Source organism: Myxosarcina sp. GI1, from assembly GCF_000756305.1.
Taxonomy (GTDB): Bacteria; Cyanobacteriota; Cyanobacteriia; order Cyanobacteriales; family Xenococcaceae; genus Myxosarcina.
In genome coordinates this window covers 93,443-115,216 of sequence record NZ_JRFE01000034.1, presented here as the reverse complement: position 1 = coordinate 115,216, position 21,774 = coordinate 93,443, and the positions used below count along the sequence as shown (strand labels likewise).

17 protein-coding genes and 1 riboswitch are annotated in these 21,774 nt (G+C 40.9%); of the genes, 7 read left to right on the top strand and 10 right to left on the bottom strand.

The genetic code is table 11. From position 1 onward, the window contains the following. Positions 1–32 precede the first annotated feature (32 nt). Both KV40_RS32575 and KV40_RS24640 read left to right on the top strand, forming a co-directional pair. Positions 33–1,970, top strand: coding sequence for a hypothetical protein (locus tag KV40_RS32575; protein WP_052055926.1), 1,938 nt, complete (start codon positions 33–35; stop codon positions 1,968–1,970). A 4-nt stretch (positions 1,971–1,974) separates the two neighbouring features. Next, a complete protein-coding gene (locus KV40_RS24640) occupies positions 1,975–2,598 on the top strand; it encodes an OmpA family protein (RefSeq protein WP_036486921.1) in 624 nt (207 codons plus the stop codon). Between the two features lie 227 nt (positions 2,599–2,825). Here KV40_RS24640 and KV40_RS37430 read toward each other — a convergent pair whose 3' ends face one another. The 10 genes from KV40_RS37430 to KV40_RS24600 form a co-directional block, all read right to left on the bottom strand. Beyond that, positions 2,826–3,020 carry a HepT-like ribonuclease domain-containing protein gene (locus tag KV40_RS37430; protein ID WP_052055925.1) on the bottom strand — a complete coding sequence of 65 codons (195 nt, stop codon included), beginning with the start codon at positions 3,018–3,020 and terminating at the stop codon, positions 2,826–2,828. Continuing rightward, complete coding sequence (locus tag KV40_RS36380) at positions 3,017–3,175, bottom strand: hypothetical protein (RefSeq protein WP_216595705.1); 159 nt, start codon at positions 3,173–3,175, stop codon at positions 3,017–3,019. Before KV40_RS36380 ends, KV40_RS37430 begins: the two co-directional genes overlap by 4 nt. 13 nt (positions 3,176–3,188) lie before the next feature. Continuing rightward, on the bottom strand, positions 3,189–3,485 hold the full coding sequence (locus KV40_RS24630; RefSeq protein ID WP_036486920.1) for a nucleotidyltransferase family protein: 297 nt from the start codon (positions 3,483–3,485) through the stop codon (positions 3,189–3,191). A 32-nt stretch (positions 3,486–3,517) separates the two neighbouring features. Continuing rightward, entirely contained in the window at positions 3,518–4,459 is a 942-nt protein-coding gene (locus KV40_RS24625) for a ParB/RepB/Spo0J family partition protein (protein WP_036486918.1), read from the bottom strand. Further along, positions 4,456–5,208, bottom strand: coding sequence for a ParA family protein (locus KV40_RS24620; protein WP_036486916.1), 753 nt, complete (start codon positions 5,206–5,208; stop codon positions 4,456–4,458). Before KV40_RS24620 ends, KV40_RS24625 begins: the two co-directional genes overlap by 4 nt. A 193-nt stretch (positions 5,209–5,401) precedes the next feature. Continuing rightward, positions 5,402–5,608 carry a relaxase/mobilization nuclease domain-containing protein gene (locus tag KV40_RS37425; RefSeq protein WP_371260830.1) on the bottom strand — a complete coding sequence of 69 codons (207 nt, stop codon included), beginning with the start codon at positions 5,606–5,608 and terminating at the stop codon, positions 5,402–5,404. Between the two features lie 293 nt (positions 5,609–5,901). Continuing rightward, on the bottom strand, positions 5,902–6,087 hold the full coding sequence (locus KV40_RS36375) for a hypothetical protein (protein WP_036486914.1): 186 nt from the start codon (positions 6,085–6,087) through the stop codon (positions 5,902–5,904). A 70-nt stretch (positions 6,088–6,157) separates the two neighbouring features. After that, positions 6,158–7,420 (bottom strand): D-amino acid dehydrogenase, encoded by a 1,263-nt coding sequence (locus KV40_RS24610; protein ID WP_036486912.1) that lies wholly within the window; start codon positions 7,418–7,420, stop codon positions 6,158–6,160. A gap of 46 nt (positions 7,421–7,466) precedes the next feature. Beyond that, positions 7,467–7,580: riboswitch (glycine riboswitch) on the bottom strand. A 174-nt stretch (positions 7,581–7,754) separates the two neighbouring features. Further along, complete coding sequence (gene codB / locus KV40_RS24605) at positions 7,755–9,050, bottom strand: cytosine permease (RefSeq protein WP_036486910.1); 1,296 nt, start codon at positions 9,048–9,050, stop codon at positions 7,755–7,757. An 83-nt stretch (positions 9,051–9,133) separates the two neighbouring features. Continuing rightward, positions 9,134–10,123, bottom strand: coding sequence for an aromatic ring-hydroxylating dioxygenase subunit alpha (locus KV40_RS24600; RefSeq protein WP_052055924.1), 990 nt, complete (start codon positions 10,121–10,123; stop codon positions 9,134–9,136). Positions 10,124–10,474: 351 nt separating this feature from the next. Between KV40_RS24600 and KV40_RS24595 the strand changes: the two genes are divergently transcribed. The 5 genes from KV40_RS24595 (at position 10,475) to KV40_RS24575 (ending at position 21,748) form a co-directional block, all read left to right on the top strand. Further along, positions 10,475–10,954 (top strand): Lrp/AsnC family transcriptional regulator, encoded by a 480-nt coding sequence (locus tag KV40_RS24595; RefSeq protein WP_036486908.1) that lies wholly within the window; start codon positions 10,475–10,477, stop codon positions 10,952–10,954. A gap of 443 nt (positions 10,955–11,397) precedes the next feature. Beyond that, entirely contained in the window at positions 11,398–12,201 is an 804-nt protein-coding gene (locus KV40_RS24590; RefSeq protein ID WP_036486906.1) for a creatininase, read from the top strand. A gap of 35 nt (positions 12,202–12,236) precedes the next feature. Then, the gene (speB, locus tag KV40_RS24585) at positions 12,237–13,205 is read left to right on the top strand and encodes an agmatinase (RefSeq protein ID WP_036486904.1); all 969 of its coding nucleotides are present in this window, start codon (positions 12,237–12,239) and stop codon (positions 13,203–13,205) included. A gap of 652 nt (positions 13,206–13,857) precedes the next feature. Next, a complete protein-coding gene (locus tag KV40_RS32565) occupies positions 13,858–15,498 on the top strand; it encodes an SdrD B-like domain-containing protein (protein ID WP_052055923.1) in 1,641 nt (546 codons plus the stop codon). A 181-nt stretch (positions 15,499–15,679) separates the two neighbouring features. Then, the gene (locus tag KV40_RS24575) at positions 15,680–21,748 is read left to right on the top strand and encodes a Calx-beta domain-containing protein (protein WP_036486902.1); all 6,069 of its coding nucleotides are present in this window, start codon (positions 15,680–15,682) and stop codon (positions 21,746–21,748) included. Positions 21,749–21,774 lie beyond the last annotated feature (26 nt).

Sequence of the window (21,774 nt, the reverse complement as noted above, 5' to 3'; positions counted from 1 at the left end):
TTATAATGCCCCCGTTCATCTCAAATTTATTTATGCTAAACGCTTTAAAAATATTTCCTCCTTTATTGATTCTACTTACTGTAATCTTAATAATTTTACCAACGCTTGCTGCTATCTTATTAAAACAATCTCTGTATCATTATCTAATAGATTCTGCAAATAAAGTATCTAGGTTATTAGTACGAGAAAGTAGAGGTAAACAACCAGAATTAGTTACAAAGCTTGAAGCTAGATTTAAGGCTGCTAGCCAAAAATTAGAACAGGTAAACACCATCGCTCTTATTGATGGCTTGTACAGTCAGGAAAGATTAAAGTTTTTAGGTATAAATTTACGCTGCGAACAGTGGGATTATTTTTGTCAAACTTTACCTGGCTTATTACTTGCTTTTGGCTTACTTGGTACTTTTATTGGCATTAGCTCTAACTTATATAATCTCAGTCAAACTATTAGTGAAGGTGCGGCAGAGGTAGATAATTTAATTGCTCAGTTACAGACACCATTACAAAATATGGGCATTGCTTTTTTTACCAGTTTAACCGCGATTGCCTGTAGTTCGATTTTAATTATGGTTAATCTGCGCTGCAATACTAACTTCGCTAAATCTTTGTTGATTAGTTCCCTTGAAGACTATCTCGATAATATTTTTAAAATTAATATTGACGGTTACAGCCGTTTGGATAAAGCCGTCGATCGCATGGTAAAACAGCAGGAAGAATTTCTCACTCGTTTTCATGATAAAGTCGGACAGGTATTAGAAACCACTATTGGTAATGCGGCTAACCAAATGGTAGCAGCTAATCAAGGTTTTCAAAATAATGTCGATAGTATGGTTAGTAGATTTAACGATATATCTAGTTCACTAGCTGCTAGTATCGATAGCTTTCAAGGTTCGGTTTTTTCTTTAAAAGAACAAACTGAAACGGTAAACGAAATAATACCCAGATTTGAAACTGCAACTACAAAAATTGAATCTGGTTCTCAACTATACTTACAGGGTGCGGAAAGGATAGAAGCCAGCAAGTTTTCAGAGAACTTAGAAAATCTGACTAAGGATTTAGCTACTACACACTCATCATTTTCTCAATCTACAAGTTTTTTGGGCAAACAAGTTAAAAAGATTAGTCAATCTCATCAACAAGTAACCGAACTGGCACAACAGGTTTATACTCAACTGCAATCAGCCTCTAGTAAATTACAAGATAGTGCCGTAGGGTTTATTGAAGCCGCAGAGACATTTCGAAATAGCGATTTTGCTGACAAATTAACTACTGCTACCAACGAACTAACAACTATTCCGCAGCAGTTTAACGAATCTACCGTAGTTTTACATCAGTCAAGCAATACTTTGAGTAGCGCGATCGAGAAAATAGATAATGTTTCGCGAGAAAGTAATAGTTTGATTCAGCAAATAAATAATTTAAATCAGCACTCGTCGGAGTTATTAGAAAAAAGCGATCGCAATATTCAACAAGAAATTATTGGCTTTAACAATCTTAAATCCGAACTAGAACGCATTGTAGCTACTTTAGATCGACATAAAGAACAAGTTAATCTTAGTATTGGTAACTTTGGCGAAAAGATACTTAAAAGCTTTGAGAAACAAACAACCGAAAATATTGTAGAACTACACAATCTTACTTCTGAAATAAGCAATAGTTACGACTCTCTACAACGAAGTCAAACAGAAACAACAAGATTAATAAACATATTAGAAAATCAGGTAAATAATTTTAATTCTATTGATTCGACATTGACAAACATTGTTGATGTATCAAACAAGCAAGGGCAACAAATCAATCAAAGTTTAAATACTATTGGAACTAATGGCAATCGCCTATTAACTAGTTTTGAACAGCGGTCGCAGAATACTATTCGAGAAGTTCAGAATTTGATTGCAGAATTAAAACAATTAACAAGTAAAGAAATTACTAGAGACAAGCGATCGCGTAGTAACTTTAAAAATATATAAATTTATGTCTAGACGTTCGCTATATTCCAATAAAAACAAATTAGAATCTCACGACATTTTTCAATCCTTTACAGATTTGATGTCTAATGCCTTTATGATTCTTAGCTTATTATTATTGTTAGTTCTATTTAAATTTCTGGAAACCAATAAACGCTTACAGTCAGCTTCGCCAATCGTAATTGATGAAAGTTCTGGTAAATATAAGTTTGAGTCGGGAAGTGCCGAACTAAATCCCCAACTCAGACAATACATTTCCACAAAAATAACTCCCGAAATAGAAACTATTTTACAAGAAAGAGAAATCGATTTTATTCAAGTAATCGGACATACTGACGGAGAAAGAATAAGACGCAATAGCAATCTCGATAATACTTTAGAAGCAGTAGCGAACGGGAAGCAGCCAGTCAGTGTTTTATCTGCTGGTTCAAATGCCGATTTGGGATTGATGAGAGCCTTAGCAGTAGTTCGAGAACTAGAAAAAACTGGCTTGCAGAGTATAGAATTTCGTGCTTACTCTGCTGCACAACTATATTTACCAGATGGTAATTTGGCATCGGGCGATCGACAACCAGATGAAACTCGACGTAGAATCGAAATTCGTTTTATTCCTCCTGGTCAATTTAATTAATGGTACTTAAATAATTCTTAAGTTTCTCGGTGGTCAAACAGCGTAAAGTAAAGCCGAAATCGATCGGCATCACCAGAAACATGACCTCGAAAAATTTCACAATCGCAAGTTTCATATTGAAAAAGGCTATGTCGGTTTTTTTATGTTTACTTTATTCGACATAGAGCATTTACTCGTCGTATATATACATTGCTAACTATTCAAAATCTAAAAAAACCAAGTCAGAATTAAGAAGACTGGTCAATCAGTTCATGAACGGCTCTCTTAAGTTGCTCTAAACTTTCGCCCGAATTAAAAAGTCCCCAAACCACATCAAGATCTACTCTCCAGCAACGATGAGCAAGGATATTGCGAAATCCTATAATATCTTTCCATCTAATATCGGGGTATTGTACCTTTATTTCTTCAGGCAGTTGATTCACTGCTTCGCCAATAGTTTGAAGCCGAAAAATACCGCATCCTGAATCTTTTCATTCTGTAAAAATTCATCTTTTCCTGGTTGAATATATTCCTCAATCTTTTCGATTGCTGTTGCTATATCTCCGAGAAAAAGCAACGGTTTTCTCTTTTTCGCCATGATAGGTTTCCCTTTAAAGACTATCTAAAGAGATAGCTTCCCGCAGCACATCATCACGGATAACTGGATGAAGTACCGTGCTTTGAGCAACATCAACCTCACAGCCTAGAAGCTCTTTTAATTCGCGAGTAAATCCAATTAGATCGAGAAGTGTTTGATCGGGAGCAACATCAATTAAAAAATCAACATCGCTTTCAGGGGTATTATCATCTCGCACTGTCGAACCAAATACCCTTACATTGGGTGCGTGATACCGTTCGGCAAGCTCTAAAATTTTATCGCGATAGTGTTTTAATTTTTCTTTCGTCATTGAGAACCTTTTTGCTATAGAAATTATTATGACTATTCTGATATCAAATTTTCTATTTGAGTTAGTAATGAATCTAGTTTTTTTTGTTTCTTGGGATTTGATAATAACAACTTTTTAGATTTTTTTACTCGCTTGTAGGCACTATCCAGTCGATAAAAGATTGCTTCTTGCTGGGATTTTGGTTGAAAATCATTTATCCTGGCGCGAATTTGACTTAAGGACAACGAAGAAGCGATCGCTTCTTCTATTAGCTGTTTTCTAAAAGTTTTATCTTTGACACGACCAATTGTTTTGGCTTTTGTGTATTCAATTTTTCCTTGTTCGAGAACCGTCAAAATTTCTGGAGGCAGCTTTAGTAATGGAAGCCTACTGCTGACAAATGATTCCCAACTCAACTTACCCAAGCTCTCAAAAAGCTCAATAACTTTTTCACTTACTGGACTACCTAAAACGTTTTGGGTAACTTTTCCTTTAGCTTCATTTTGCATCTTATAGAGTAACAAAACCAATTCGTCTTTAGAAAGTTCTGTTTCGATTGATAACAACTGAAGAATTCCTTCGGTTTCTTCTAGAGGATTAAGTTCGGCTCGTTGCAAATTTTCAATCAAAGCAATCTGCATTGCTTCGACATCGGTTAATTGCTTAACGACAACAGGAACTTTAGACAGTCCTATTGCTTTAGCTGCCAAAAAACGTCGTTCTCCAGCGACTATCTCGTATTGCTCTAACTCAATCGGTCTAACTAGTAAGGGTTCTAAAATTCCGTGTTGATTTACAGAAGCTTCTAACTGTTCTTGCTTTATCGGATCGAAATAACGACGAGGCTGAGAATTAGATTGATGAACTCGATCTATTGGAATTAATTCTGCTGCTTTAGTTGCTATTACTTCTTCTGAAGTTGTGCTTTCTAATAATGCCGCAACTCCACGTAATTTGCTGGTATAAGGTTGTTCTTTTTTTTTAGTCTGAGTCATAATTGTTCCAGTTTTTTGACGATTTTGTTAATTACTTTGATAGCAGGATGCTTGGGTTGATATAACGCTAAAGGTATTCGTTTCTCACTAGCATCGGGAAAAACTACAGAACGAGGAATTGGTTCGTAAACTGTAGCTAATGGTGAAAGTTGCTCTTTAATTGCCTTATAAGTTCTAGTTTCTTGAGCAGTACGACCATCAAACATAGTGGGAATAAAACCAGCTATTTTAAGATTGCGATTTGCTGCTTTACGCAGTCTAGCAACTGTATTCAACAGCAAATCTGTTCCCTGAAAAGATTTAAATTGAGTTTGAATAGGAACTAATACGTGAGTTGCAGCTACCAAACTTAAAACAGTAAGAATTCCTAAAGAAGGAGGGCAATCAATCAAAATGAAGTCATAGTTGTCAGCAATACCATCAAGGGCATTTTTTAATCGTACTTCTCGCATTAAGCTAGATACTAGTTCTAGTTCGGCAGCACTTAAATTTATGTTGGCTGGAACTAAATCCAAACCGTTAATCCCTTCGATGATTTGTAGCGGCTCCTCATCAACTATTGATTCATAAATAGTTTTATCGAGTTCTTCAGGATCTATTCCCATAAATGTCGTTAAAGATGCTTGAGGATCGATATCCGCTAGTAACACTCGATTATTTCTTTGCCCTAGATGATAACCTAAATTCATTGTTAAAGTAGTTTTGCCTACTCCACCAGATTGATTAAATAAGGCTATTGTCTTGGTCATCTAGTTAATTTTTTACTATTATTACTTATCATCAATCGCTATCTTACAAGCTCGAACCAATTTTGACGACAATTTTTTTCTAAAAGTAAATCTTTCGTTCAAAGCCCGAAAAATATTAGATCGTTAAGATCGAGAGAGAGAGAACTACCAAACGAACTTTCTGGAACGGCAGAAAAAAGTCAAAAAAATATAACTACCTAAAACGTTTTGGGTAAAATTCTAATTCTCGAATTAGTTTTTCGCTTCTGACATAATCCCAAATATTGTTTATCATTGTCCCATCGGTAATCCTAATGCGGCTGGCGACGATATGAATGTGGTCGTGGTCTTTGTCGCCATGGCAATAGACTACATATTGACTGCCTTCAAAACCCATTCCTTGTATGTAATCTTCGGCAATGACAGTCTAGGGATCGTCGTCTAGCTGTTCGGTTTTAGGGAGCAACAGGCTCGAATGATACACCGCTTTCTATAGCCTGGGATTGAGTTATCTCGATACGGCAAACTTGGCTGCTATAATTCTGGGGGAATCTCCTGCAATGCATTGGTTGTTTTAGTTAGAACTTTATAATCCATAGTCGATCGCCATCGGCGATCGACCAAGCAAATGCTCGCTCCACTCTCCAACGCCAAGGTAGAACTTTGAATCTTTTTTTCTAAGTACGTTTTACCACTTCTAGCCCTAAATTGTAATTATCTCGAATCCGATCGTGAAAATCTTCTCAAGTCGAGGAAACTTTTGTCTTTAACTAGCTCTAGTAATCTAACAACTCTTCTGTTCTCTGCCAGATTAGCTGCGATAACTATAACAATTAACAACAATCCGAGAGTATCGACTAGAAGATGTAGTTGATGACTGACTTCAATCGCTATTTCCATCTCGCTTTTTTCTTAAAATAGATAAAGTCGAGCTAAGTTAAGTAGCTCACCAACAACTTTAGAACATCGCCTACAGATTTTGCTTAAATTCAAAGTTTACTTCAGGCTGCCGACCTGTAATAATATCGGAGATCGCTTTTCCCGAGCCACAGGCATGAGTCCAGCCCAAGGTGCCGTGTCCCGTATTGACAAACAAGTTGGAATAACGTGTTGTACCGATATAGGGCAGATTAGAAGGAGTCGAAGGACGCAATCCCGTCCAGAATTGGACTGATGCGAGCGTAATCGCTCCTGGAAACAGTTCCATTACCCGATTGACAATCGCTTCACAGCGAACCGTATTTAGTGCCAAATTATAGCCATTTAGCTCTGCCGTACCAGCAACTCGCAAGCGATCGCCTAGCCGTGAAAACACCAATTTGTATTCATCATCGGTTAGGCTAGTGGTGTAGGCTAGTTCTTCACGTTCTACCTGAAAAGTAGCCGAATACCCTTTGACGGGATAAATTTGCAAATTGATTCCTAAAGGGCTTAGTAGTAAGGAACTATAGCTACCCATCGCCACCACGCACAGATCTGGTCTGAGAGTTTCACGAGTACCGTTGGAGCGCGTAATTTGGATACCGTCGAGCTTGCCTTCATCTCCAGTTTCTAAGGTATGGACACAAGTATTCCAAAGAAACTCCGTTCCTCGTTTTTGGCAGAGCTTTGCTAGATTTTGCGTAAACTGATGGGCATCTCCCGACTCGTCGGCAGCGGTGTAGGTCGCGCCGACAATCTTGTCTCTTACCGTCTGCAAAGCAGGTTCGATCTGCACTGCTTGTTCTGGAGTCATTACTTGGCGACCGCAGCCGAATTCTTGCATTAGTTGGGTTACCTCGACCGCCGCTTCAAACTCTTGAGAACTGGTGTAGAAGTGTGGAATTCCCTTATTCAAACAGTCGTATTCTATTCCTGTCTGCGCTCTCAAGGCTTGTAAGGTATTGCGGCTAAAAGTGCCTAAGCTAAGTAACTGAGTTAGATTATGGCGAGCGCGAGCGGGAGTACACTCCCGTAGAAAATTAAGTCCCCACAGCCATTGTCTGAGATCTGCTTTGAGACGAAACAAAAGCGGTGCATCTTCTCGCAATAGCCACTTCAATATTTTGGCTGGAGTACGAGGGTTTGCCCATGGTTCGGCATGAGAAACGGAAATTTGACCGCCGTTAGCAAAACTAGTTTCTAGTCCCGCTCCCGATTGGCGATCGATAACCGTAACTTTATAACCTTGCTGTTGTAAATACCAAGCTGTAGTAACGCCAACTACTCCAGCACCTAAAACGCAAACTTGCATAAGTCTCTCCTGTAAAAGTTTTCGGTTTTCCAGACAGCAAGCTTTTGCTGCCCCCTCTGTCCTTTTACCTGAGAGATTCACAAACGAGAATTTACTCTAGCTTCTCGTCTATTTGCCCCTTCGGTCGCTGCACTTAACAGCACTCTCCAGATATTTAAATCTATTCAGTAACCAAACCTGAGCGTTCTTGGGCTTCGCCTTCGGTGTCTAGCGAGAATATGCTCTTGTTGCTAGAACTCTCCTGAGTAGATTTTACTATTCAATTTATTTTTACAAAAATAGCTCAAATCTAGAAGATGATACTGTTGTTGTTAATACAACTTAATAAGATTGACTATATTCGATTAGCTGGTTGTGTTTGCTTCTTATTGAGCAAAGAACTTAAAAGCCAATAAATCAAAGCCGCAGCAATGATGCCGTTAATTGGTTTAATTCCAGGAGTAAAATAGGCGATCGCACTAGCTACAATATAGGCAATTATCCCAGCCCAGTTGAAGTTTGGTTGTTTTCGTTCCAAATCGAACCCATCTTGACGATACAGCCAAAAATCTGCCATCAAGATCCCACCAATAGGGGGAATAAAAGCTCCTAATGAAACTAGATAGGGAACTAACGCTTCATAAATACCGCCTAGAGATAAAGCTAAAGCAAAGGTAGCACCGCCGAGAACAAATAAAGTCCTTTTAGAAGTACGAAACATATGCGCTCCTGCCACAGAAAAAGCATAGATCGTATTATCTTGAGTCGTCCACATATTTAGCAGAAATAGCCCCAACCCCCAAAACAACAAACCTTGTTGCGCCATGACCTGGACGATATCTTCGTTACCATAGACCAAAGCACAAAAAGCACCGCTAAAAACCAAAAAACCATTTGCCAGGAAAAAAGCACTAAAAGTCGCCCAGAACCCCGTATTTGGCGAACTGGCAAAACGAGTCCAGTTAGTTACTTGTGTCCCACCTGAGATAAAAGTACCGACAATGACGGTTAAAGCTTCACCAACTCCCATTTCTCCTGCTGGCTGAAGAGCTTGCAGTTGGCTATAACCGCCAATATCTCCCCATGCGATAGACAGACTCCAAAGCATCAAAATAATCATGGCAGGAACTGCGAGGCGACTCAACCAGTCCATCGCTTTATAGCCTATATATGCCGTGACGCAAAAAAGATAGGTAGCAATGACAATCAACAGCCAGTTGAGAGATTGAGGTACACCAGCGAGCTTGATTAATAGATCGGCAATTAAAGCCGAACCCCAAGCATACCAACCAATTTGAGTAAAACCGAGAATAAAATCCACCCAACGCGAACCAAATTCGCCAAAGCTATAGCGCGCCATCAGTACGGTACTCAAACCCGTCTTAGCTGAAATATAACCCAAGCCTGATGCATACAAACCAAGAATTAGACTCCCCAACACAATCAGACCGAATAAATCGGGGAAAAAGCGGAAATTGGGACCTACTAAACCGCCACCGAACAGAGTTCCCGAATAGAGGGTAAAACCGATTAATAGCGGTCCTAAAGACCAGATAGATTTTCTCGCACTAAGCGGTACAGAAGTTAAAGGAAAATCTTCCTCTTTTTGTGGCGATCGCTCTTTGATAATTGGTTCTGCTAACTTACTCATGGTTATTTATTTTTGATTGAATAATTTTTGAATTGAAAAAACTGAGTTAACGATAATTTTTGGAAGCACTACGAGAATCTGGATTAGCAAGTACCAAACTGAAGACCGAGTTGCTTGAGCCATTTACGATAGGCGATCGACATTTTGTCGCAGGGAAAATGAAACTCTTGTTGCAAGTTCAAGGGTAGCTTTTGTGGACGCTGAGACTCGACCATCGGTATATCTTGTGCCATGACTTCATCTTGAAAGGTTTGTAGTTCATCATTAGAGATTTCTGGCGAATAGTTGCGAGCTACTCCCAACCAAGCGATGCTGCGGGTTTCTTCCACAGGGGTCACAACCATAAAAATTGAAAACTGCTTGCTGTCCTCTCCCTTACGAAAACAAGCTGCTAGCGGTCGAACAATTTTGTAGACATACGAGACAGATTTTGCTTCGCCCGTCCCTTCTGGGTTGGGTTGATAAAAGTGAATGTCTTCTGCACTAATCTCCTCAGTTCCTACTACCAATTTGTAGTTTGGTACCTCTGGGAACTCTGGATCGCCCAGAAGGTCTTTGTGAGTGAATGGAAAGTGAGCAATATCGACAAAGTTTTCCACGATGCGCGGCGCACTCGCATTAATAAAATAAGGACCGCATTGAAACGTAATGGCATCAGCCCGATCCCACTCTGGAAACACTGGAATCTCGCGATCTGGTTCGCCCAAAGCTACCCAGACAAAACCGTATTTTTCTTTAACTTTATAGATATGAAGATTAGCAGCTTTGGGAAAAGACTCGATCTTGAGATCCGCAGGAATTCGGGTGCAGTATCCTTGCGAGTCGAAGGACATTGCATGATAAGGACAAACCAACGCACTGTTGTCGTCGATCCACCCCATTGAGAGAGACACCCCCCGATGCGGGCAGCGATCTTGACAGGCAACAAGCTTGTCTTGAGTTCTCCAAAGGGCAATTGTTTCACCTAATAAATGAACCTGTAGCGGTCGCTCGGCTTTAACCCGATCTGCTAAAGCCACTATATGCCAAGCGTTGTAAAGAACTGAGTCGTAGATGGGAGTTTCGTTAAGCACGATCGCATCCTCAATAGCTAGGTTTTCAAACGGTTAGGGTTTGGCTTAAAACACTGACAATCATTTGCAGAGATGCTTTCAGATGAGTATCGATCTTGAGCTATAAATATAAAATCATCGGGCGGTCAACAGTTCGAGGAAACCTCGAACTTACGCCCGTTCAATGCGAAGCTTGCAGCTATTGCATATTCAAAGTACTAGCCCAATAAATCACTAGAACCTTAACCTCTGAACTTCATCCTAAAGAAAGTAGTAAGTAAAAAAAGTTGTTTTTAATACAATATTAATAGAAGTTTGTTTATCTGCTAAATTAGCAATAAATAGGTTTTAAAATTGCGTTTTTTCAGCACTATGACTCAAAGTAATTCTAGTTTTACTACTCCATTCGCCCTTGACGATCTCGATCGCGACATTATTGGGTTACTGAAAATCGACGGAAGAATGTCCTTTACAGAGGTTTCCAAACGGCTCAATCTTCCAGAAGCTACGGCACGTTATCGCGTGCAGCGTCTGCTTCAATCTCAGGTGGTGAAAATCCACGCCACTCCTAATCCAGATCGTCTTGGTACGCCGCGTGTGGTGATTGTTCAACTCTTTGTCGAAAACAACAAGATTGATGCGGTCGCACAAGCACTGGTCGAGATTGAAGAAGTTCAATTTGTTGCCATTACTGCGGGACATCACAACATCGTCATTGATGTCTGCTTTGGGACCCACGATGAGATGCTATCCTTCTATGCCAAGCTCCACAAAATTCCAGGTGTCATTCGCTATGAGTCTCAGATAGTCATGAGGATGTTGAAAGCAGAGTATAAGTATGTGCTGAATTAGTGAAGTCTTCTAATTTTATTCTGTCGGCAGTTAGCATGGCAAATAGAAACTGCTAAAACTCATACCGTACAAAGCATATAACCTATCATTCACTAGAAAGTCAGGGAAGCCAAACATTTCTCTGACTATTTTTTTATTAATTTATCAGCAATCAATATTGTCATAAATTACTAAATTATTATTTTTAGAAGAGAACATATTTTTTTATTAACAAAATATGTTTAATAATTACGTATTTAGCAAAAAGAGTTTAATATGGTATCAAGGGCTACATAAACTATCGATCGAGTGCCTCTATTATGAGCTTGGCAGCGCGATCGAGCTATGAGAGAGCTTTTAACTTTAAGTAAGCTTTAGATAGCCTAATGAATGAGCTGAAGTGATATCCATTGATTCAATAAATTTGCTGCCAAACTAATCTGTTGAAAGAGAGCGAATATCCTATGCATCCACTAATTATGGGTTCATTAAGTTGGATTGAGTACCAGCAACGCCTACAGGATGAGGCGATCGTTTTTATTCCCTGTGGCGCGTTAGAGCAACACGGCCCCCATTTGCCATTAGGGACAGACGCATTGCTTAGCACCTCCGTGGCTCAAAGCGTCGCCGAAAAGATCGACGGTATTGTGGCACCAACTGTCAGCTATGGCTATAAGTCTCAGCCTAAGTCTGGTGGCGGACAGCATTTTCCTGGCACCACTAGTTTGGATGGTAACAGCTTGAGTCAACTGATTCGAGATATCGTGCGGGAACTAGCACGTCAGGGGGGGACTAAAATTGCTGTAGTTAATGGACATTATGAGAATCAGTGGTTTCTCACCGAAGGAATCGATCTAGCGATACGAGATGTAGGCAGTGCATCCACACTGCGCGTTATGCGGTTGGAATACTGGGAGTTTTTGACCCCAGATATTTTAGCTAAAGTGTTTCTAGAGGGTTTTCCTGGTTTTGCCCTCGAACATGCTGCGGTAATCGAAACCTCTTTAATGGCGCACTATCACCCAAACTTAGTCAGACTCGATCTAATTCCTGACGTTGCAGCAGCAGAATTTCCGCCCTACGATCTGTTTCCGCAGTGTTCTGACTGGGTTCACGTATCTGGCGTACTCTCCTCGGCTAAGTCTGCTAGCGTCGAGAAGGGAGAGCTGATGGCAGACCACATTGCCAAGGGAATTGCAACCGCACTCAAGCAAGAATTTCCTAGTCTGGTTTCCGTTCCTGACATGGTGCTAAACCAGAAAGCATAGTTACTTTACTTTATTTTTATAGCGATCGCCTTATCATGCAAAATCCCGATTTAATCCCAATTCAGCCGATTAATGGCACGATCTTACCTCGTTATGCAGGGGCTTCAACCTTTGCTCGTCTGCCCGAACTTCGAGACGTTCCTCAGTGTGATGTCGCAATTGTAGGCATTCCGTTTGATGCTGGTACGAGTTTTCGTCCCGGTGCGCGGTTTGGTCCCCAGGCAATCCGCCAAGCCTCCAGAAACTTGAGGACGCAATATCATCCCGCCTACGATGTCGAGCCGTTTATGGTTCAACAAGTTGCTGATGCTGGAGACGTTGCTTGCAATCCCTACCATATTAATCAGGCGATCGAGCAAATCGAAACGGCTGCCACAGAACTGCTCGAACAGACTGGAGCAATTGTGAGCTTGGGCGGCGACCATACGATCGCCTATCCCCTCCTCAAGGCGGTCAATCAACGCTATGGTCCAGTAGCCTTAGTTCACTTCGATGCTCATCTCGATACCTGGGACACCTATTTTGGTGCGCCCTACACCCACGGCACTCCGTTCCGACGAGCGGCTGAGGCTGGCTTGTTTCTAGATAGTGCCTCTATGCACGTAGGAATTCGCGGTCCGCTTTATAGCCGTCAGGATCTATCTAACGATGAGGAGCTAGGTTTTAGAATTGTTCATTGTGATGAGTTTGAAACTATTGGTATTAAAGGAGTTGTCGAACGAATCCGCAATCGGGTTGGCGATCGCCCACTCTACTTATCCATTGATATCGACGTTCTCGATCCCGCCCATGCCCCAGGTACGGGTACGCCCGAACTTGCAGGAATGACCAGCCGCGAGTTGTTAGGAGTGCTGCGGGGGCTTGCTGGTCTGTCTGTCATTTCTGCTGATGTTGTGGAAGTGGCTCCAGCTTATGACCATGCTGAAATTACCTCGCTTGCAGCAGCAACTATCACCTACGAGTTGATTAATTTATTGTCCCTTAGCCCAAAATTAAATCAGTAAACTTTTTCTACAGGCGATCGCTCTATTTGTAAGAGCGATCGCCAATCGTAATTTTTTTTTAACTATTGAACAATCATCTTTTTAAACTATAATTTTGCTTTTGTTTGAGAGCGATAAAAACCTTAGTTAACAAAAAATCCCACGCCGTTAGAAGTTTTTAATTCACCATTGGGAAAGGTAATCTATTCTTCAGTACCATTTCTGTCAATGGTTTGGTGAATTAATTTATTGGAATATTTTTTTAAAGCCTATTATCATACTACGAAAAAGCGAAATTAGAACATTTCAAGTAAATACTGCAATTTTTTTTATTTATTAAGTTAATAATAATTAAAATTTAAACCTTTGAATCGTAGTATTTTTATAGTTGTATAGTTTTTGTAAAAACATACTACATTAAGCTTGTTTTTACAAAAACTATATTATGTTGAACTTTTTTGTTTTTTTAAAAAAAGTTCTTGGTGTTTTATTGCTAATTTTTCTGGCGGCTAAAACAATAGTTGAGAAAAATTAATAATTAAAATTAGTGCAATTGTATTTACTTTTAATTAAATTTTTGTAATTAAGCGGGTTCAATTTTAGGTTCTGACAAAAGATGGTTACAATTTCATACTTACTTAAAAAACATTAACTTTAAAATCAGGAGTAAAAAATGGTTTTACCATCTTCAAGTAATATTGAAGGATTTAGCTGGCAAGATTTAAATCGAGACGGAGTCATAGATAATAACGAACCTGTGTTAGAAGGGGTAACGGTTTATCTAGACTCGAACGCTAATGGTTCTTTAGACACTGACGAAACCCAAACAGTTACCGATAGTAATGGTCGCTACGAATTTAACGATTTAGTAACTGGATTGTATCAAGTTCGTGCGGAGAATCTCGACCAGTTTGAGGTCATTTCACCCTCAACCGACACGCCGACCATCCCTTTTACGGGTTTAACGGAAGACAATCGAGGACTTATTGCTTACAGTACAATTGACAACATCGGGCATTCCGAACCGATTCCAGGTTTAACCGATTCTTATGCCTTCTATTATCTGGCTTCTCCCGAATTTAATGGAGTTAATCCCGATTCAATAGGGGCGGTTCAAGGCATAGAACCAGCAGTAGGTTTTAACAACCTAACTGAAGCTCTGGCGGATAACAATTTAACTTTAGAAGACCTTAACGTAAAAGTTAGCGAACTTTCTCTGGGGGATGATGTTCTTGGCGAGGACTGGTTTGCTGAAGATAACCTTGAGATACGCTACTACACAGGTGGAAATCTCACACTTCAGATTGACGGCGAAGATGCGCTCGTCGCTCCTATCGAGCGTTTCACTCTCATCTTGGAATACAATAACATAGAGAATTCCAGTACCAATGATTATTCTGGTTGGGTAGATCTTGGTTCGCTAGAGAATATTTCTCAAGACAGTTCTGGCAGCGTACAAACAATTGTAGAAGCTTTACTGACAGACATTAACGAGCGAGACACCAATTTTTTGTTTAACACCCTTCAGACTTCGGCACAAGCAAATTTTGCAGTGGGCAACGAAGTATTTGGCTCTTTTTATGAATTAGATGATGTAGCCTTTACTTTTGCCGATACACCTGTGGTCGGTGATTCTGCTTATCGATTGATTGCTAAACCAGGAGAAACATATAGCGATATTAATTTTGGGTTGAGCGATTTAATTGAGGATAATAGTGACTTTGATAATGATGGCAACGCTGACTTAGTATGGCGCAATCAAGCAACTGGGCAAAATGCTGTCTGGTACATGGACGGCATAAATCGTATTGGTAGTAAATCTCTGCCTAGCGTAGCCAATACCGACTGGGAACTTAAAGCAACTAATGATTTCAACAACGACAACCATCCTGACTTAGTATGGCGCAATCAAGCAACTGGGCAAAATGCTGTCTGGTACATGGACGGCACAAATCGTATCGGCAGTGCTTTATTCGACCCAGTGAATAGTGCCAATTGGGATATCTCTGGAGTAGGCGACTTTAATAACGATAACAATTCTGACTTAGTATGGCGCAATCAAGCAACTGGGCAAAATGCAGTCTGGTACATGGACGGCACAAATCGTATTGGCAGTGCTTTATTCGACCCAGTGAATAGTGCCAATTGGGATATCTCTGGAGTAGGCGACTTTAATAACGATAACAATCCTGACTTAGTATGGCGCAATGGAGTTACAGGAAGAAATGTGTTTTGGTATATGGATGATACTACCCGCATTAGCAGTGCTGATTTTGATGCCGTAACTAATACAGACTGGATTTTAGTAGCTTGATATCTTAAATCTGTTGAATTTTACGAAATAATTGGATCGGTTTATTATGTTTTCCAACGATGGAACTAAACGCCTCAATAAAACACTTTTCTAGCGCGATTTTTTTCAGGAAAGCCTGATTTCCAATTTCAACATAATATCTGTAAAACAAAAAAACTTTTAGCGGGAGCGATGCAGGAATATGGGCGAGATACGCGGCATCAAGTGGAACGATTTAAATAATGATGGTGTATTTAACTCTGACGAACCCGCTGTAGAGGGAGTCACTATTTATTTAGACTTCAACAACAACGATACATTAGATTCTATCGAACCAAGTACTACTACTAATGAAGCTGGCGAATATTCGTTTACTGAATTAGAGCCAGATGATTATGTGGTTCGCGAAGTAGTACCCACTGGCTTTACCAAAACTTTTCCTACGGATAGTGCCGATACTATCGGAGATGGATTTGCCGATGTGGTATTGGATTTCTTTGATAGCGGTGAAGGTCCAATTCCAGGACCTTATGGTTTTCTAGATCCCTATGGTGCTATAGAAGAAGTCGATTTAAATGTTGTCTTGGGAGACGATCCTAGTCCTGGTATCGAGGCTCTGTCGCTACCTACAAATTCTTCAGTTACCGTTGGATTTACCGATGAAGTAGGAATAGATGGACCTGGTGACGATATTTTTATCCGCGAATCAGGAGCAGCAGGCGACAGAGCCGAAGTTTTTGTTAGTTCCGATCTCGTTAACTTTACCTCTTTGGGTATCGCTCAAGATGATACAACTACTGCCTTCGATCTAGCCGACATTAATTTTACAGAACCAGTACGCGCCGTTAAAATTGTCGGTCTGGATAATGCGGGAACCGTACCTGGCTTTGATGTGGTTAACGTTCAAGTACTGCCCGAAAGCGTTGGGGAAGCAATAGGAGGTCACGCGGTGACGCTGGCGGAAGACCAGATTGTTGAAGGACTCAACTTTGGTAACTTCGGACAAGCTCCCGAATCTGAAGAACCGTTAGAAGTAACCATAAGTTCTCCAGACGATATTGCAGCCGATGAAACTGGTTTAGTTACTATAACCTATACCAATACGGGAAATGCCGACCTACCCGCACCTTTGCTAGAATTGACCGCTTCGGGTGCCAATCTCAGTTCTCTGGGAGCTACGGGATTTACTGAAGATTCAATTCAGTTTTTAGGACTCAATGATGAAGGAAATATCGGCGTTCTACCTACGGGAGCTACTAACAGCCTGACTGTAGGATTTCAACCGACACAAGAAGCGGGCGAACAAATTGATTTTTCCGTTAGTATTGCCGATCCCGACGAGTCGATTGACTGGCAAGAATTACAGCAAGACTCAAAGCCCGATTATCTGACTGATGAAGCTTGGAGTATTATTTACGATAACTTTACTGCTTCTGCTGGCAACACTGTAGAAGACTATCAAGAGCTTCTAGCCGCCAATGCCAATTATTTATTTGGATTGGGAGAATATGTTGCCGATGCCAATCGTTTAGTCGGGTTTGAGTTCCAGCAAGCTAGCGACTATCAAGCTATTTCCCAACGCTACGCTTTAGGTTCGTTCGGTCGCGGTCGCAGTTTTATCGGCGATATCGAACTGAACGTCGATGAGAATGGTAACGTGGCGATCGCCGCTTTGGGAAGCAGTCGTTCTTTCGAGTTGCTACCAGACAGTACTTATCAGCCAGAGGTAGGAGATTTTGCTACCCTTAATCTCAACGCTGGGGTTTACACTCTTACCGAACCCGATGGTACTGCTACTGTTTTTAATGACAACGGCACTATCGATTCTATTATCGCTCCTAGCGGTTATAGTTTAGTTGCTGACTACAGCGATGGGCAGTTAACCAACCTGAGCGATTCCTACGGCAATAGTCTGACTTATAAGTACGATGCCAACGGCAGAATTGTTACCGTCACCGATTCGGACGGACGCATTACTAACTATGACTACAATCCTAGCGGGGAACTGCTCGTAAGCATTAGCGATGCAGCGGGAACTACTACCTATACCTACGATGATGTAGCTCTGACAGCCATTACCGATGCCAACGGAACGACTATCGAGTTTGAATACGATACTCGTGGCAGATTGATACGCCAGAGCGTTACCAATGCTGCCGTCGATGAATTTGAAACTGAAGTACTTACCTATAGCTACGGCAGTGCTGGTGAGGTGGCAGTCACCGACGCAGAAGGCAATGAAACCCAGCTATTATTCAACGCTAACGGTCAGATAGGTAGGCTTATCGATGCCAACGACCGTTCCCTCGATTTCAATTACGATCGCCAAGGCAATCTAACTCAAATAATTACCTCTGAAAATAACACCACTCTGTTTGGTTATGACGAGCGCGGCAATTTAACTTCTCAAGTTGATGCAGCAGATAATCTAACTACTTTTACCTATGAAGATACCTTTAATCGGCTAACAGGCTTTAGCGATCCTCGTGGCAACGGTATTGATTACAGTTACGACGAGTCGGGCAATCTCACTACCATCGATTATGAAGATGGCAGCAGCGAAACTTTTGAATATGACAACAATGGCAATGTTACCGTTTCGGTCAATCGTCGGGGACAGGAAATTCTCTATAGTTACGACAACAAAGGTCAGTTAGTCAGTCAAATAAACCCCGATGCCGATGTTCCAATTGAATATACTTATGACGAACGAGGTAATTTAGATACTGTAACGGATGTCAACGGCACGATTGAACTCGATTATGACAAGAGCGATCGCCTAACCAAGATTGCCTATCCTGGTGGCAGGTTTTTAGAGTATACCTACGATGCTGGCGATCGCCGCACCAGTATGACCGATTCGGAAGGGAATGTAGTTAATTACAGTTACGATAATGCAGGACGGTTGGCGAGTCTGACTGATGGTAACGAAGATTTAATCGTTTCCTACGAATACGATGCTATAGGACGGTTGGCGAGAGAAGATAAGGGTAACGGTACTTATACTCTCTATAGCTACGACCTGGTAGGTCAGTTACTGAGCATTGAAAACTATGCTCCCGACGATACTCTCAATTCTAGTTCTGTTTATACCTATGACACTCAGGGACGGCAAATCAGCCTGACTACCTTAGATGGCGAGTGGACTTATAGTTATGACGCGATTTCTCAACTGACAGGAGCAGAGTTTGTTTCTACCAATCCCGACATTTCCGACCAAAACCTAACCTACGAGTACGATGCGGCAGGCAATCGCATTAGTAAGATTGAAGATGGAGAAACTACAGATTACACCACTGATAACCTCAATCAGTATACCGACGTTAACGGGTTTGAATATCAGTACGATGCGGATGGAAACTTAGTTTCTAAAACTATCGACGAGGGAACTTTTCTCTACGTCTACAACAGTGAAAACCAATTGAGTAGCGTTACTGCACCCAACGGTACTGTTACCTCTTACGAATACGACCCTTTTGGTAATCGCATCGCTAGCGTAGTTGATGGCGAACGAACCGAGTATTTAATAGATCCCTTTGGTTTTGGTGATGTCGTAGGTGAATACGACGCAGATGGTAATTTAACGGCTACCTATGCTCATGGTATCGGTTTAGAAACTATTACCGACCCCGAAGCTAGTTACTATTATGACTTTAATGCAGTTGGTTCTACTGTTGGCTTAACTGATGTCAATGGGGAAGAAGCTAATAGTTATTTCTACGAGCCATTTGGTGATGATATCTCAGAAACCGAAGCTGTTACTAATCCTTTTGAATTTGTCGGTCAATATGGCGTAGCCGAGGAAGCCAACGGACTCGACTTTATGAGGGCAAGATTCTACGACAGCGATACTGGTCGGTTTATCTCTCCCGATCCGATTGGGTTGAATGGCGGCGATACAAATTTGTATCGGTATGTTGAAAATAATTCAATAGACAAATTCGATCCAATAGGTTTAAAAACATTTGGAATTGGTTTTGGTGTAGTTGGGGGTGCTGGTTCAGGTGGATTAATAGAATATCAAGTGGTTTGGGATGATAATTCTAAGTGGTGGAATCCCAATATTTTACGAACAGTTGGTGGTGGTGGTTATGGAGGAGTTAGTCTTACTTTTCCAGTTAGCCTAAATTTTACTGATGCAAAAAGCGTTCAAGATTTAACCAAAGAAGGAATTGAGGGAAGTGTGTCATTGGCAGTACTTGCAGGAGCAGTAGGCGGTTCAATCTATACTAACCCAAAGCGTGAATTTACTGGACGAAGTTATTATCTCGCACCTGTATTAACTCCTTTTATAGTTCCACACCCTGAAATTAGTGTGTTTGGAACTTATACAGAAGATTTAGGAACTCCTGTTGATAATCTTCGTGACTTTTTATCATCAGCTTATAACAATTTCAAAGACTTTGCTAATAGAACTGCTGAATCATCTAGCGACTTAGTAGATTCTGTAACAAATTCAATTAATAGTTTTAAGGATAAAGTTGCTGAAAAAGTCACCGATCTTCTCAATCCAGAAGAATCTGCTATGGATAAAGGTGACAAACCTAACAACCAAGCACGTTCAAAAGGCGAACCTCACCTTACTACCTTCGACGGAGTTGGCTATGACTTTCAAGCTGCGGGTGAGTTTACCTTAGTTGAATCACTCGATAATGACCTCAACATTCAAGTCCGCTACGTGCAAATTGACGATGATGTAACTGTAGCCTCTGCCGTTGCTACGGAAGTTGACGGACAAAATGTGGTCATCGACTCGGAAGGAATTGAGTTTGTCGATGCTGAAGGCAATATTGTGGAAGAAGGCGGTATTCCCAGAGTAAGCAGAAGTAGCGGCAGTGGCGAAGCTACAGTCATAATCGATGGGGAAGAAGTAGAGATTGCTAGTGGGGACAGCATCGATGTCGGCAATAGCCGCATCTATAGAAGTAGCGATGAATATACTATTGTCTATGCTGGCGAGGATGGCGAACTCAATGACAGCGACGACCAGTTAGTAGTCAACTACTTTCGTCCTGGTACGATTAACATCGTCGATGTCTATCTAGGTGACGAAAAACAAGGGCAGATTACAGGACTGTTGGGCAATCTCAACGATAATCCCGATGATGATGTTGCCCTGCGGGATGGTACAGTCTTACCCCGTCCTTTAGAATTCGATCGCCTGTATGGTGATTATCTCGATGACTATCGCGTTACCAGTAACGATGAATCTTTATTTACCTACGAACAGGGACAAAACCCCAACACTTTCTACAATCCTGATTTTCCTACAGCACCCTATACCTATGACGATCTACCTTCAGAATTAAAAGCTAAAGGCGATGCCGCAGCTTTAGCCGCAGGATACGAACCAGGAACCTTTGCCTTTAAATCGGCAGCCTTTGACTTTGCCGTAACTAACGATTCGGGTTTCTTAGAAGGGGTAGGAACGAAATCGGAAGTTGCGGTTTCACTGCCCATCATCGATAAAACAGCAATTTCAATCGATAATGTTTCTTTAGCTGAAGGCGATTCGGGTAATACTGAATTTATCTTTACTGTTTCTCTAGAGGAAGCTAGTGATGCAACTATTACCGTAGATTACGTCACGGCAGACGGTACTGCCACTGCGGGGGAAGATTATACTGCTACTGAGGGAACTTTAAAGTTTGCCCCTGACGAAACTGAAAAAACTTTTTCGGTAGAAGTTATTGGCGATACGGAGGTAGAAAAAAATGAAACTTTTACAATTAACTTGAGTAATGCCGTCAACAGTACCCTATCTAACGACCGAGCCACAGGTACACTCGAAAATGACGATTCCGAACCCGAAGCCAGAGGTTCTACTGTTTATCGCTTCTTCAATCCGACTGCGGGAGTCCACTTTTACACTGCCGATAAAAAAGAAAGCGATTATGTCCTCAACAATTTAGATAACTATGACTATGAAGGAGAATCTTACGTTACTGTAGACCCTTTGACGGGAAACGATGCAGAAGAAGTCTATCGCTTTTTTAATTCCACAACGGGAGTACATTTATACACTACAGATGAAACAGAACGGGATTATATCATCGATAATCTCGATAATTTTGCCTATGAAGATGTTAAGTTCTACGCCTACGAAACCGAAACCGAAGGAACCATTCCTATATATCGCTTTTACGAACCTACTATTGGCGTACATTTCTATACTCCAGACGACGGCGAAAAAACCTATGTCGAAGACAATCTCTCTAATTATACCTATGAAGGTATTGCCTATTACGCTTTTCCTATAGACGATGTTTAAAAATACTTTCATGATATTTTATTAAT